Origin of the sequence: Serpentinimonas barnesii, from assembly GCF_000696225.1 — a bacterium.
GTDB classification, from domain to species: Bacteria; Pseudomonadota; Gammaproteobacteria; order Burkholderiales; family Burkholderiaceae_C; genus Serpentinimonas; species Serpentinimonas barnesii.
The window spans coordinates 34,577-48,383 of record NZ_BAWN01000005.1 but is presented as its reverse complement, the minus strand read 5'-3'; the positions used below and the strand labels follow the sequence as shown (position 1 = coordinate 48,383).

At 66.4% G+C, this 13,807-nt stretch carries 14 protein-coding genes; 4 read left to right on the top strand and 10 right to left on the bottom strand.

What is annotated here, in order from left to right:
* Window positions 1–6: 6 nt before the first annotated feature.
* The 3 genes from ccoN to SRAH_RS01430 form a co-directional block, all read right to left on the bottom strand.
* Window positions 7–1,497 (bottom strand): cytochrome-c oxidase, cbb3-type subunit I, encoded by a 1,491-nt coding sequence (gene ccoN, locus SRAH_RS01440; protein ID WP_045475783.1) that lies wholly within the window; start codon window positions 1,495–1,497, stop codon window positions 7–9.
* A gap of 72 nt (window positions 1,498–1,569) precedes the next feature.
* Entirely contained in the window at window positions 1,570–1,707 is a 138-nt protein-coding gene (gene ccoS / locus SRAH_RS01435) for a cbb3-type cytochrome oxidase assembly protein CcoS (protein ID WP_029461577.1), read from the bottom strand.
* A gap of 4 nt (window positions 1,708–1,711) precedes the next feature.
* The gene (locus SRAH_RS01430; protein ID WP_045475780.1) at window positions 1,712–4,084 is read right to left on the bottom strand and encodes a heavy metal translocating P-type ATPase; all 2,373 of its coding nucleotides are present in this window, start codon (window positions 4,082–4,084) and stop codon (window positions 1,712–1,714) included.
* Between the two features lie 219 nt (window positions 4,085–4,303).
* Here SRAH_RS01430 and SRAH_RS01425 point away from each other — a divergent pair, with 219 nt between their 5' ends.
* Window positions 4,304–4,747 carry a universal stress protein gene (locus SRAH_RS01425; RefSeq protein WP_029461575.1) on the top strand — a complete coding sequence of 148 codons (444 nt, stop codon included), beginning with the start codon at window positions 4,304–4,306 and terminating at the stop codon, window positions 4,745–4,747.
* Between the two features lie 56 nt (window positions 4,748–4,803).
* Here SRAH_RS01425 and lgt read toward each other — a convergent pair whose 3' ends face one another.
* The 3 genes from lgt to nadC form a co-directional block, all read right to left on the bottom strand.
* A complete protein-coding gene (gene lgt, locus SRAH_RS01420; RefSeq protein WP_029461574.1) occupies window positions 4,804–5,607 on the bottom strand; it encodes a prolipoprotein diacylglyceryl transferase in 804 nt (267 codons plus the stop codon).
* 19 nt (window positions 5,608–5,626) lie between these two features.
* Window positions 5,627–7,537 carry a dihydroxy-acid dehydratase gene (gene ilvD / locus SRAH_RS01415; protein WP_029461573.1) on the bottom strand — a complete coding sequence of 637 codons (1,911 nt, stop codon included), beginning with the start codon at window positions 7,535–7,537 and terminating at the stop codon, window positions 5,627–5,629.
* Window positions 7,538–7,671: 134 nt separating this feature from the next.
* Window positions 7,672–8,598 (bottom strand): carboxylating nicotinate-nucleotide diphosphorylase, encoded by a 927-nt coding sequence (gene nadC, locus SRAH_RS01405; RefSeq protein ID WP_045475778.1) that lies wholly within the window; start codon window positions 8,596–8,598, stop codon window positions 7,672–7,674.
* 272 nt (window positions 8,599–8,870) lie between these two features.
* Between nadC and panB the strand changes: the two genes are divergently transcribed.
* Entirely contained in the window at window positions 8,871–9,746 is an 876-nt protein-coding gene (gene panB, locus SRAH_RS01400) for a 3-methyl-2-oxobutanoate hydroxymethyltransferase (RefSeq protein WP_029461571.1), read from the top strand.
* Window positions 9,747–9,757: 11 nt separating this feature from the next.
* Window positions 9,758–10,642 (top strand): pantoate--beta-alanine ligase, encoded by an 885-nt coding sequence (gene panC / locus SRAH_RS01395; RefSeq protein WP_029461570.1) that lies wholly within the window; start codon window positions 9,758–9,760, stop codon window positions 10,640–10,642.
* 3 nt (window positions 10,643–10,645) lie between these two features.
* On the opposite strand, the gene SRAH_RS01390 is transcribed toward panC, so the two are convergent.
* The 4 genes from SRAH_RS01390 to SRAH_RS01375 all read right to left on the bottom strand — a co-directional run bounded on the left by SRAH_RS01390 (window position 10,646) and on the right by SRAH_RS01375 (window position 12,980).
* Window positions 10,646–11,710 carry an NAD(P)H-dependent glycerol-3-phosphate dehydrogenase gene (locus SRAH_RS01390; RefSeq protein ID WP_029461569.1) on the bottom strand — a complete coding sequence of 355 codons (1,065 nt, stop codon included), beginning with the start codon at window positions 11,708–11,710 and terminating at the stop codon, window positions 10,646–10,648.
* Window positions 11,711–11,731: 21 nt separating this feature from the next.
* On the bottom strand, window positions 11,732–12,196 hold the full coding sequence (gene secB / locus SRAH_RS01385) for a protein-export chaperone SecB (RefSeq protein ID WP_029461568.1): 465 nt from the start codon (window positions 12,194–12,196) through the stop codon (window positions 11,732–11,734).
* 78 nt (window positions 12,197–12,274) lie between these two features.
* A complete protein-coding gene (gene grxC / locus SRAH_RS01380) occupies window positions 12,275–12,529 on the bottom strand; it encodes a glutaredoxin 3 (RefSeq protein ID WP_029461567.1) in 255 nt (84 codons plus the stop codon).
* Window positions 12,530–12,554: 25 nt separating this feature from the next.
* Complete coding sequence (locus tag SRAH_RS01375) at window positions 12,555–12,980, bottom strand: rhodanese-like domain-containing protein (protein ID WP_029461566.1); 426 nt, start codon at window positions 12,978–12,980, stop codon at window positions 12,555–12,557.
* Between the two features lie 80 nt (window positions 12,981–13,060).
* Between SRAH_RS01375 and gpmA the strand changes: the two genes are divergently transcribed.
* On the top strand, window positions 13,061–13,804 hold the full coding sequence (gene gpmA, locus SRAH_RS01370) for a 2,3-diphosphoglycerate-dependent phosphoglycerate mutase (RefSeq protein WP_029461565.1): 744 nt from the start codon (window positions 13,061–13,063) through the stop codon (window positions 13,802–13,804).
* Window positions 13,805–13,807: the final 3 nt, after the last annotated feature.

Here is a 13,807-nt window from a genome sequence, read left to right as displayed (position 1 = left end):
TTCTCCTCAAGCGTGAGCCGGGGCTACTGTGGGGATGCGAACTTGCGGCACCGGGCCGGCTTTCAGCCCCATGCGCACCGTCATCCAGACGTTCCAAGCCATGATGCACATGCCCGCAAAGTACATGGCACCGCCCACCAGCCGAATGGCGTAGAAGGGATAGGTGGCACGCACCGACTCGCTGAAGGTGTAGGCCAAGGTGCCGTCTTCGGCCAGGGCACGCCACATCAGGCCTTGGGTCACGCCGGCAATCCACATCGCGGCGATGTAGAGCACGATGCCCACGCAGGCAATCCAGAAGTGCAATTCGATGGCCGGCACCGAGTACATTTTCTTCTGGCCAAACAGGCGCGGAATCAGGAAGTACAGCGCACCCATGGAAATCAGGCCGACCCAGCCCAGCGCGCCGGAGTGCACGTGGCCAATGGTCCAGTCGGTGTAGTGGCTCAGGGCGTTGACGGTCTTGATGGACATCATCGGCCCTTCGAAGGTCGACATGCCGTAGAAGGACAGCGAGACGATCAGGAAGCGCAGGATCGGGTCGTCGCGCAGCTTGTGCCAAGCACCCGAGAGCGTCATGATGCCGTTGATCATGCCACCCCAAGAGGGGGCCAGCAGAATGAGCGAGAACACCATGCCGATGGATTGGGTCCAGTCGGGCAGCGCGGTGTAGTGCAGGTGGTGCGGGCCGGCCCACATGTAAGTGAAGATCAGGGCCCAGAAGTGGACGATCGAGAGCCGGTAGCTGTAGATCGGGCGCTCAGCCTGCTTCGGAATGAAGTAGTACATGATGCCCAAGAAGCCGGCTGTGAGGAAGAAGCCCACCGCGTTGTGGCCGTACCACCACTGAATCATGGCGTCTTGCACCCCGGCGTAGGCCGAGTAGGCGTGCCAGAAGCTGGTTGGGATCGCCGCGCTGTTGACCACGTGCAGCAGCGCCACCGCCAGAATGAAGGCCCCGAAGAACCAGTTGGCGACGTAGATGTGCTTGATCTTGCGCGTAGCCAAGGTGCCAAAGAACACCACCGCGTAGGAGACCCAGACCGCCGTGATGAGGATGTCGATCGGCCAGATCAGTTCGGCGTACTCTTTGCCAGAGGTCAGGCCCAGCGGCAGCGTGATGGCGGCCAGCACGATGACGAGCTGCCAACCCCAGAAGGTGAAAGCAGCCAGCGGGCCCAGAAAAAGCCGGGTTTGGCAGGTGCGCTGCACCACATAGTAACTGGTGGCAAACAGGACGCAGCCGCCAAAGGCGAAGATCACCGCGTTGGTGTGCAAGGGTCGCAAACGACCAAAGGAGAACCACTCCAGACCGAACTGCCCAAGGTTGAGTGCGGGCCAAATCATTTGGGCGGCGATGATCACGCCGACCAACATGCCCACCACACCCCAGACCACCGCCATCACGGAGAACTGTCGGACGACCTTGTCGTTGTAGATGCCGGTCTGGGCATCCGGTTGGGCCCTAGACAGGGCATCTGCCGTTATTGCACTCATGGTTACTCCTCTACTCTAAAAAACACACTGGGCGAGTGTCACCGCTGGGGGGACGCTGCCACTTGACTTAGATCAATCGTCCTTCAAAATCCGCTCGCCCTCGCGCTCGATGTTGTCGTACTGCCCGTTGTAGAGCGCCCACCAGAACAGGCCCATGATGGCCAGCACCAGCACCACCGACAAAGGGATGAGCAAAAACAAGGTTTCCATGGCTTTACCTCACAGAAAGGGCCGCAGCCGCAGCGGCTGGCTCGGGCACAGGCATGTCCGGCAAGCTAGACAGGCGCATGGCATTGCCAATAACCACAAATGAACTCAGGGCCATACCCAAACCGGCCAGCCAAGGAGGCACATAGCCTGCGATCGCCAGCGGAACCATGCTGGCATTGTATCCGCCGGCCCAGCACAAATTCTGTTTGAGGATGCGCAAAGTGCGGCGCGCCTGGCGCACGGTTTGCACCAATTCGGACAGCCGGCCGCTTTGCACCACAAAGTCGGACTGCGACTGCGTCAGCGGCGCCCCGTGGCCGAGGGCAAACGAGACCTGGGCACGCGCCAGCACAGGCCCATCGTTCATGCCGTCGCCGACCATGGCAATTTGCGCGCCCTGCTGCTGCAAGGCCGCGACCACTTCGAGCTTGCGCTCGGGGCTGGCACCGGCCACCACCTGCTCGATGCCGAGCTGTTGCGCCACCCGCTGCACCGCACCAATCCGGTCTCCCGAAAGCAAATGCACCGAAAAGCCCATGGCTCGCAGCTCGGCCACCGCAGCGGGCGCATCGGCGCGCACGCCTTCGTCCATGACGAAGGTGGCGACCCAGCCGTGCTCGTCGCACAGGTAAGCGCAGGGCGAATCGGATGCGCTGCGCCCCTGCGCCAGCAGTTGCGCCTCGTCGAGCCCGCACAGGGCCGCCGAACCGAGCCGCCACTCACCCCCGCCCGCACGCTCCAGCACCAGCCCTGCCCCGGGCCGCTCTTGCACCAGATCGACTGGCTCTGCGCTTGGCGTTGCACCAGGCCCGGCTGGATTGGGCGCGCTGACCAAGGGCTGCGCTTGCACCGCAATGGCGCGCGAGACCGGATGCAGCGAAGCCGAAGCCAGCGGCCATGCCATGCGCAGCGCCTGCTCGCGCGCCAAGCCGGGGCGCACGATCACTTCGCGCAGCACCACCCGATCCTGTGTGAGGGTGCCGGTTTTGTCGAACACCACGGTGTCGATCTTGCACAGGGCTTCAAAAGCCAGCAGGCGGCGCACCAAGATGCCGCGTTGCGCCAACGCCCCGGCTGAGGCCAGCATGGCCGAGGGTGTGGAGAGCGCCAAAGCGCAGGGACAGGTGACCACCAGCACCGCCACGGCGATCGGCACCGCCAGCGCCGGGTCGATCTGCCACCAATACCAAGCGCCAAACCCAGCACTCAACAACACCACGATCAAGAACGGGCCGGCGATGCGGTCGGCCAGCTTGACCAAATCGGGCTTTTCGGTCGAGGCCTGCTCCATGAGCGAGACGATCTGGCCAAAGCGGGTGTCGCGGCCGATTTTGTCTATGCGCACCAAGGCTGTTCCGGCCAGGTTGTAGCTGCCGGCGACCACGGTCTGGCCACGCAGGCGCGTGACGGGCTGCGACTCGCCAGTGAGCAGCGCCTCATCGACGGTGGCGCTCTCACCCAGCACGGTGGCGTCGCCGGGGAAGGCCTGGCCGGCCTGCACCCGCAGCACATCGCCCACGCGCAGCCGCTTGAGCGAGATGGTCTCGAAACCGCCGTCGGACAGTTGGCGCTCGCACTGCTCGGGCAGGCGGTTCATGAGCGCGTCGAGCGAGCCGGCGGTGCGGTCGCGCATGCGCGACTGCAGGTAGCGCCCGCCGAGCAGGAAGAACACGAACATGGTGAGCGAGTCGAACCAGATTTCGTGCCCCCAGACGCCGGTCGGGTCGAAGGTGGCGCCGGTGCTGGCAATAAAGGTGACCAAAATACCAATGGAAACCGGCATGTCCATGCCGATGCGCCCATGCCGCAGATCGCGCCACGCGCTCTGGAAAAAGGGCATGCTGGAAAACATCACCACCGGCACGCTCAGCATCCAGTTGGCCATGCGCAGCAACTGGTCGTAGACGGCCGGGATCTCGCCCGGTTCGGTGACGTAGAACGGCCACGAATACATCATGACCTGCATGGTGCAAAAGCCGGCCACGAACAGGCGCCACATGAGCATGCGGGTTTCGGCCAGGCGCTGCTCGACACTGAGCGCGTGGCGCATGGGCAGCAAGCGGTAGCCGGTTTGCCCCACGTCGCGCGCCAGCGCCGAGAGCAGGGTTAGCGCCGGATCCCAGCGCAGCGTGACGCGGCGCGTGGCCGCATGCACCAGCACCGACACCACGCCTTTGCGGCCTGCCAAGGCGGCCTCAACGGTTTCGGTGCAGGCCGGGCAGTACATGCCCTGCACCATCAGGACCGACTCTTGCAGCGGCCGGCCATCGACCTCCACCGCATGACTAAAGTCTTCCTGCTCCAGCGGGTCGTCGAGCACCAAAAAATCGTCATCGACCGTGAGCGGACCCCGGTGCTGGCCCAGCAGGCCCGACAAACCGGCCGGCGATTCGGGCCCAAGGGGGCCCGGTACCGCAAGCGCAACCTGACCAGCGACAGAAGAATTTGCCATGCAGTCGAGCATAACATTGCCCTGCGCTCTGCACGCTTGATTCATATCAAAGCAAGGGGAATTATGAACACCGCTGCGCTTCAATTCCGCCTCCAATGCAGGCACAATGGGCGCATGGCTTGCACTTAAAGGAGAAACTGCACCATGTACCAACGCATACTCGTCACCACCGACGGATCGGAACTGTCAGATCAGGCCGTGGCACACGCCCTTCAGTTGGCCAATGCCACCTGCGCCGAATTGATTGCGCTGCGGGTGGTGCCGCCCTACCCCAAAACCTACTTTGAGGGTGGCGTGGCTTTGGGCGAAGAAGAAATTGCACGCATCGAGCAACAATGGCACGAGGAGGCCATGAGCAGCCTGCACACCATTCAAGACCAAGGCCAGAAGCTCGATGTGAAGGTGCGGCCGGTGGCGATCAAATCGGACCTGATCGCTGAGGCCATCATCGCCGCCGCGCAGCAGCACAAGGCAGATTTGATCGTCATGGCCTCGCACGGGCGGCGCGGGCTCAAGCGGCTGCTGCTGGGCAGCGAAACCCAGCAGGTGCTGACGCACTCGCACACGCCGGTGCTGGTGCTGCGCTAAGCCAGAGCCTAGGGGGCTGGTGCCGCCCCCTCCTGCCCTCTGCGGTTTTTGACCACTCAGGTGGCGCTGCGTTGCTGCCGGTGTGCCCAGCCCCACAGGGCGGCCCCGGCCAGCACCATCGGCAGGCTCAGCCATTGGCCCATGCTCAGGCCCAGCCCGAGCAGGCCAAGGTGCGCGTCGGGCTCGCGGAAAAACTCGGCGATGAAGCGAAACGTGCCATAACCCATCAAAAACGCCGCCGACACCTCGCCTAGGCTGCGTGGCCCGCGCGCGTACAGCCACAGCAGCACGAATAGCAACAGCCCTTCGAGCAAGGCTTGGTAGAGCTGCGAGGGGTGGCGCGGCAAGTCGCCAGCGCCACGAAACACCATGCCCCAGGGCAGCGTAGGGTCGGCCACCCGGCCCCACAGTTCGCCGTTGATGAAGTTGCCGATGCGCCCGCTGGCCAGCCCGATGGGCACGCAGGGCGCAATGAAGTCGGTCACGCGCAGCCAGTTGACGCGCCTGCGGTAGGCAAACCAAGCCATGGCCAGCAGCACGCCGATGAAGCCGCCGTGAAAACTCAGGCCCCCTTCCCAGACCGCCACGATGCGCAGCGGATCGGCCAGAAACTCCAGCGGCCGGTAAAACAGCACATAGCCGAGCCGGCCGCCGATGATGATGCCCAGCACCCCAAAAAACAGCAAGTCTTCGACGTCGCGCCGGCCCCAGCCCAAGCTGGCGTAGGTGGGGTGCCGCAGGCGGCGCAGCGCCAGCAGAAAAAACAGCCCGAAGGCCACCAAGTAGGTCAGCCCGTACCAGTGGATGGACAGTGGCCCCAGTTGCAAGGCAACCGGGTCGATTTGCGGGTGAATCAGCATGGTGGTGGGCGGTGGCCGATCAGTCGAGCAGCGACAGGTCGCGCACCGCGCCCTTGTCGGCCGAGAGCACGAACTTGGCGTAGACCTTGAGCGCCGCCGAAACCTTGCGCGGGCGCGGCGCGGCCGGCTTCCAGCCCAGCGCGTCTTGCTGCAAGCGGCGCTGCGCCAGCTCCTCGTCGCTCACCAGCAACTCGATGCGGCGCTGCGCGATGTCGATGCGGATGCGGTCGCCCTCGCGCACCAGCCCGATCGTTCCGCCCGCAGCCGCTTCGGGCGAAGCGTGGCCGATCGACAGGCCCGAGGTGCCGCCCGAGAAGCGCCCGTCGGTGAGCAGCGCGCAGACCTTGCCCAGCCCCTTGGACTTGAGGTAGGAGGTGGGGTAGAGCATTTCCTGCATGCCAGGGCCGCCGCGCGGGCCTTCGTAGCGAATCACCACCACGTCGCCCGCGACGATGCGGTCGCCCAAAATCGCCTCGACCGCCGCGTCTTGGCTCTCGAACACGCGCGCCGGGCCTTCGAAAGCGCGCAGGGTCGAGGTCGGGACGCTGGTGGTGTAGCGCAACTGCTCGGCCTCGAACATGCTCTGATCAACCCCGGCTGTTTTGACGATGCAGCCATCCTGCGCCAGGTTGCCGTACAGCACCGCCAGCCCGCCGTCGCGCGAGTAGGCGTGTTCCAGGTTGCGGATGCAACCGCTGGCGCGGTCGGTGTCTAGGCTGGGCCAGCGCTGGCTCTGGCTGAAGGCGATTTGGGTGGGCACGCCACCGGGGGCGGCGCGGTAGAAGGTTTGCACCTCGGGCGCGGGGGCGCGGGCGATGTCCCACTGCGCCAGCGCCGCCGCCAGCGTGGGGCTGTGCACCGTGCCACAGTGGGCGTGCAGCAGCCCGGCGCGATCCAGTTCGCCCAAAATGGCCATGATGCCGCCGGCGCGGTGCACGTCTTCGATGTGGTAGCGGTCGGTGTTGGGGGCTACCTTGCACAGCGTGGGCACGCGGCGCGAGAGGCGGTCGATGTCGGCCATGGTGAAGTTCACCTCGGCCTCGCGCGCGGTGGCCAGCAGGTGCAGCACGGTGTTGGTCGAGCCGCCCATGGCGATGTCGAGCGCCACGGCGTTCTCAAACGCCTCGAAGGTGGCGATCGAGCGCGGCAGCACCGAGGCGTCGTCGCCCTCGTAGTGGCGCCGCGCCAGTTCCACGATCAGGCGCCCGGCGCGGCGGAACAACTGCTCGCGGTCGGCGTGCGTGGCCAGCACGGTGCCGTTGCCGGGCAGGCTCAGGCCCAGCGCTTCGGTTAGGCAGTTCATCGAGTTGGCGGTGAACATGCCGGAGCAGGAGCCGCAGGTGGGGCAGGCGTTGCGCTCGACTTCGGCCAGTTCGGCGTCCGACACCTGGTCGTTGGCGGCCATGACCATGGCATCGACCAGATCGAGCTTTTTGAACTCGATGGTCTGGCTGCCGGGGGCGCTGCGCTGCACCTTGCCCGCCTCCATCGGCCCGCCCGAAACGAACACCACCGGAATGTTGAGCCGCATGGCGGCCATCAGCATGCCGGGGGTGATTTTGTCGCAGTTGGAGATGCACACCAGCGCGTCGGCGCAGTGGGCGTTGACCATGTACTCGACGCTGTCGGCGATCACCTCGCGGCTGGGCAGCGAGTACAGCATGCCGTCGTGCCCCATGGCGATGCCGTCATCGACGGCGATGGTGTGAAACTCTTTGGCCACGCCACCGGCGGCCTCGATTTCGCGCGCCACCAGTTGGCCCAGGTCTTTGAGGTGCACATGACCGGGGACGAACTGGGTGAAGCTGTTGGCAATGGCGATGATGGGTTTGTCGAAATCGCCATCTTTCATGCCGGTGGCGCGCCAGAGCGCGCGCGCACCCGCCATGTTGCGGCCAGCGGTGGAGGTTTTGGAGCGGTAGGTGGGCATGGGAGGCGTCTGCAAAAAAGGGGGGAGCTCAGGGCAGTGGGCACTGGTTTGCACAGAGTTGGTGCGGCATTATCGCTTGCAAAAAGCGCAGCCGATGCGATTCAAAGCCTTTGGCACCAGCGCCCAAGGGCGCATCAAAGGGGCGGGGTTGGGTCGAAACGCAAGGAAAAATCCACCGCCTTGATGTCTTTGGTCAAGGCCCCGATGGAGATGCGATCGACCCCGGTTTCGGCCAGTGCGCGCACCGTGTCGAGGTTCACCCCGCCCGAAATCTCGAGCAGCGCCGGACCGCCCGGGTGGGTGGCATTGCAGCGCACGGCCTCGCGCAGGGTGGGCAAATCCATGTTGTCGAGCAAGACCATGCGCGCCCCGGCGGCAAGCGCTTGGTCGAGCTGGGCCAGCGTTTCGACCTCGATCTGCACGAAGCGTGCTGCGGCCTTGCCTGGCTGGACGGCCTGCTGCGCTTGGCGCAGTGCCAGCGTCACGCCCCCGGCGGCGGCAATGTGGTTTTCTTTGATCAGCACCGCGTCGTACAGACCCAGGCGGTGGTTGCTGCCACCGCCCACGCGCACCGCGTATTTTTGCGCCAGCCGCAAGCCCGGCAAGGTTTTGCGGGTGTCCACGATTTGCGCCCGCGTGCCTGCCACGCGCTCCACGTAGCGCGCGGTCTGGGTGGCCACGGCGCTCAGGGTCTGCAAAAAGTTGAGCGCGGTGCGCTCGGCGCTCAGCAGGGCGCGCGCTTGGCCTTCGATGCGCAGCACCACCTGGTTGGCGGCGCAGCGCTGGCCCTCGGGCACCAGCCAGTGCAACTGCGCCTCGGGGTCGAGCGCCTGCATGGCCGCCTGCACCCACGGCGCGCCGCAAAGCACGGCGGACTCGCGCGCCAGCAGGTGGGCGTGGGCGCGGCGCTCGGGGGCGATCAGGGCGGCGCTTAGGTCGCCATCGCCGAGGTCTTCGGCCAAGGCACGGGCCACGTCGGTGCGCGCCAGCTCGGCCACGGCGGCGGGGGTGAAGGGGTCGGGGTCGGGTGCAGAGGTGGGGGCGGGGTTTGGATGGCTCATGGTGCGCGAAATTTAACCCGGATTGTCCCTCAGAGCGCGCTGGGGGCGTCCTGGTAGCTTGTGCCCTGTGCCTTTGCGCAGCGCTGCTGCCTTGGCCCAAACCAGTAGGCGCATCGTGTGGCTCAGCACCTGTAGCTCAAACCGCGTAGCTCAGCCCGCAGGCGCAGATTAAACTCGCCCCCGCATCCACCGGGCCACCAGCCCGCCTGAGTCACAATCCGGGTCATCGCCCCCTACCGCCTCCAGCCACAGCCTTCAGCCGCACCCACACCATGAGCGAAGCCACCGCCAGCACCCCCTACGGCACCCTGCCCACCGCCTCGCCGCTGCCGCCGCGCAAGCCGGTGAGCCTGCCGCGCCTGCACGAGCTGCGCCAGCGCGGCGAAAAAATCACCATGCTCACCGCCTACGACGCCACCTTTGCCGCGGTGGCCGACAGCGCCGGGGTTGAGTGCCTGCTGGTGGGCGACTCGCTCGGCATGGTCTGCCAGGGCCTGAGCAGCACCGTGGGCGTGTCGCTCGAAACCATGTGCTACCACACCCAGAGCGTGACGCGCGGGCTGCGCCGCGTGCAGGGCACCGCCTGGGTGATTGGCGACTTGCCCTTTGGCAGCTACCAGGAGTCGCGCGAGCAAGCCATGCGCAGCGCCATCGCCCTGATGCACGCCGGCGCGCACATGGTCAAGCTCGAAGGCGGCGGCTGGACCGCTGAGGTGGTGCGCTTTTTGGTCGAGCGCGGCATCCCGGTCTGCGCGCACCTAGGCCTGACGCCGCAAACCGTACACGCCTTGGGCGGCTACCGGGTGCAGGGGCGCAGCGAGGCCGACGCCCAGCGCCTGCAAGCCCACGCGCTCGAACTGCAAGACGCCGGGGCCTCCATGCTGGTGCTCGAAATGGTGCCCGCCAGCTTGGCCAGCGCCATCACGGCGCAGTTGCCGCACTGCCACAGCATCGGCATCGGCTCGGGTGCTGGCACCGCTGGCCAGGTGCTGGTGATGCACGACATGCTGGGCGTCAATCTGGGCAAGGCACCCAAGTTTGTGCGCAACTTTATGGACGGGCACAGCAGCGTGGCCGCCGCCATGGCGGCCTACGTGCGCGCCGTGAAAGACGGCAGCTTCCCCGACCCGGCCCTGCACGCCTGGTGAGGAAGGGCGCTATGCACATCTTCCACCGCATCCCCGAACTGCGCGCGCACCTGGCGCGCTTTGACCGCCCCGCTTTCGTGCCCACCATGGGCAACCTGCACGCCGGCCATTTGGCGCTGGTGCAGCAGGCGCGCCCGCTGGGCGACGTCACGGTGGCCAGCATCTTTGTCAACCGCTTGCAATTTTTGCCGCACGAAGATTTCGACAGCTACCCGCGCACCTTCGAGGCCGACTGCGCCCAGCTCGAAGCCGCGGGCTGCCAGGTGCTGTTTGCGCCCTCGGAGCCCGAGCTGTACCCGCAGCCGCAGCGCTACCAGGTGCAGCCCCCGCCGGATCTGGCCGATATTCTGGAGGGCCAGTTTCGGCCCGGCTTTTTCACCGGCGTTTGCACCGTGGTGATGAAGCTGTTCCAGATCGTGTTTGGGCAGAGCAAGGGCGGCGGCCACGCCGTGTTTGGGCAAAAGGATTACCAGCAGTGGCTGGTGCTGCGCCAGATGGTGCAGCAGTTTGCGCTGCCGGTCACGGTGCATGGCGCACCCACCGAGCGCGCCCCCGATGGCTTGGCTTTAAGCTCGCGCAACGCCTATTTGTCGGCGGCCGAACGCGCCGAGGCGGTGCAATTAAACCAGGCGCTGCGCAGCTTGGCCGATGCCGTGATGGGCAGTGTGGGCGGCGCGATCGATCTGGCCGCACTGGAGCAGCAAACCGTAGCGCGCCTAAACGCACGCGGCTGGCAGACCGACTACCTCACGGTGCGCCGTTGCAGCGATTTGCAGCCGCCGACAGCCACGGAATTGGCGGGTGCAGGTGCGGGTGGGAGCCATCCCGGCCAGTTGCTCGCCCTCGGGGCCGCGCGGCTTGGACGCACGCGCCTGATCGACAACTGGGTGTTTTGAGCCTCAAGGCCGCTCGGGCGTGGGCTCGCGCCCCATCAGCTGCTGCACCGCCTGCGCCGGGCTGAGCTCGGCGTCGAGCAGCGCCACCACGGCTTGCGTGATGGGCATGTCCACGCCCAAGGTGCGGGCGCGGTGCGCCAGCGTGCGCGCGCAGTAAACCCCTTCGGCCACATGGCCCAGGGCATCGAGCGCTTGCGCCAGGCTCTGGCCCTGCGCCAGCCGCAGCCCCACTTGGCGGTTGCGGCTCAAGTCGCCCGTGGCGGTGAGCACCAGGTCGCCTAGGCCACTCAGGCCCATGAAGGTCTCGGCGCGCGCGCCCAGCGCCAGCCCGAGGCGCACGGTTTCAGCCAACCCGCGCGTGATCAGGGCCGCGCGCGCGTTGTGCCCCAGTTGCAGGCCGTCGCACAGGCCGGTGGCAATGGCCAGCACGTTTTTCACCGCGCCGCCCACTTCCACGCCCACCACGTCGTCGTTGGCATACACGCGCAGCGTGCGGCTGTGCAAGGCCTGCACCAGCCGCTGGCTCACGTGCGCATGCGCGCTGGCGGCCACCAGCGCGGTTGGGGCGGCGGCGGCCACCTCTTTGGCAAAGCTGGGGCCGCTGAGCACGCCCACGGCCAAGCCCGGGGCCTCTTGCAGCGCAATCTCGTGCCCGAGCAAGCCGGTGCGCTGCTCAAAGCCCTTGCACAACCAGACCACGGGCACCTGGAGCCCGCGCAAGCGGCGCAACAAGCCGCGCAGCGCCGCCATCGGGGTGCCCAGCACGATCAAATCTTCACCGGCGCACAGCGGCGCCAGCTCGGCCTCATCGGCCGCGCACAGCTCCAGCGCAGCGGGGAAGGGGCTGCCCGGCAGGTAGCGCTCGTTGCAGCGCGCGGCCTGCATGGCGGCCACCTGAAGCGGGTCGCGCGCCCACAGCCGCACGCGCTGCACCTGCTGCACGGAGTCGCCTGCAAGCGCCGCTGCGGCTTCTTGCGCAGCGCCGACGGCATCCGCACCCGGTGTGCGCGCCGCCGCAATCGCCAGCGCCGTGCCCCAGGCACCGGCCCCCAGCAGGGTGATCTTCATGCCCAAGCGCCGCGCCGTGCCTTACTGCACCGTGGGTGCAGCAGCGGCCGCCTCGCCTTCGCGCGGCAGTTGCTGGTCGTACATGCCTTGGAAGTTGATTTCGGCCAGGTGCACCGGCGGGAAGCCGCCGCGTTGGATCAGGTCGGCCACGTTGCCGCGCAAATAGGGGTAGATGATCTGCGGGCAGGCAATGCCCAGAATCGGGCCGATTTGCTCTTGCGGCAGGTTGCGCACTTCAAAAATACCGGCCTGCTTGGCCTCCACCAGATACAGGGTTTTGTCCTTGATCTTGGTCGTGACGGTGCAGGTCACGGTGACTTCGTACACACCCTCGGCCAGCGGCTCGGCCGCCACCCCGAGCTGAATATCCAGCGCGGGCTGCTCTTGCTGCAGCAGGATGTCGGGCGAATTGGGCTGCTCCAGCGAGGCCTCTTTGAGGTACACGCGCTGGATTTGAAACACCGGGGCGGCGGAGGTATCGGTCATGATGAATCTCTTGGTGACAAAAATAAACCCACTTGGGGCAAGCAAGCTAACGCGCGCCGGTTGCGCAACAGCGCTGGATTATCTCAGCAAGGGCAGCAGCCCCCCGCGCGCATCGAGCGCGTGCAAGTCGTCGCAGCCGCCGATGTGCTGCCCGGCTATAAAAATTTGCGGCACGCTGGTGCGCCCGGCGCGCTCGGTCATGGCGGCGCGCAGATCCGGCCGGCCATCGACCACGATTTCCTCCCACTCTTGCACTCCGCGCGCGCGCAGCAGCGCCTTGGCGCGGTGGCAGTAGGGGCAGTAGTCGCTGCTGTAGACCGTAATGTGTGCCATTTGCCAAGGCTCCCTGCGGCAGTGCTCAGTTTTTACCCGGCGGCCCTTTTTGCACCGGCAGGGCGGCAGCGCGCCAAGCACCCATGCCGCCAGCGAGCGAATGCACCTTTTCGTAGCCCAGCTTTTTGGCCACGCCCACGGCGCGCTTGGAGCGCATGCCCGCGGCGCAGACCATGATCAGCGGCGTGGCCTTGTTTTTCACCACCTGCGCCAGGCGCTTGTCCAGCTCATCGAGCGGCACGTGCTTGGCCTGCCCGATGTGCCCGGCGGTGTATTCGTCGGCCGAGCAGACATCGATCACGGCCGCCTTTTCGCGGTTAATCAGCTGCACCGCCTCGGCCGCCGTGAGGCTGCCCGCGCCGCCCCCGCCCGTGACCATAGGCCACAACAACAGCGCCAGCGCCGTCACGGCAATCAGCACCAGAACCCAATTTTGTACGATGAAATCCACGACTGTCCTCAAAAACACAAGCAGCCGGTATTTTAGAATCACATGTTCACCCTGCCCCGGCCCCTCAGCAGAAATTCCTTATGCACAAGCTTGTCCTGATCCGCCACGGCGAATCCACCTGGAACCTAGAAAACCGCTTCACCGGCTGGACCGATGTGGACCTCACCCCCACCGGCGTGGCGCAGGCGCTGTCGGCTGGGCAGTTGCTCAAAGCCGAAGGCTGGACGTTTGACTGCTGCCACACCAGCGTGCTCAAGCGCGCCATCCACACCCTGAACCACTGCCTGGATGCCATGGACTGCGCCTGGCTGCCGGTGCTCAAAGACTGGCGCCTCAACGAGCGCCACTACGGCGCCCTGCAAGGGCTGAACAAAGCCGAAACCGCGCGCCAGTACGGCGAGGCGCAGGTGCTGCTGTGGCGGCGCAGCTACGACACCCCACCCCCGCCCTTGGCCGCCAACGACGCGCGCAGCGAGCGCTCCGACCGCCGCTACGCCGCCTTGGCACCCAGCCAGGTGCCGCTCACCGAATGCCTGAAAGACACGGTGGCGCGCATGGTGCCCTACTGGGAGCAAACGCTGGCGCCGGCCATAGCCAGCGGGCAGCGGGTGCTGGTGTCGGCGCATGGCAACTCCATTCGCGCCCTGATCAAGCACCTCGACGGCGTGTCGGATTCCGACATCGTGCAACTCAACATCCCCAACGGCATTCCGCTGGTCTATGAGTTCGACGCCGCCCTGCGTCCGCTGCGGCGCTACTACCTGGGCGATGCCGCTGCAGCCGAGGCAGCCGCCGCCGCCGTGGCGCGCCAGAGCCGCGGTTGAACT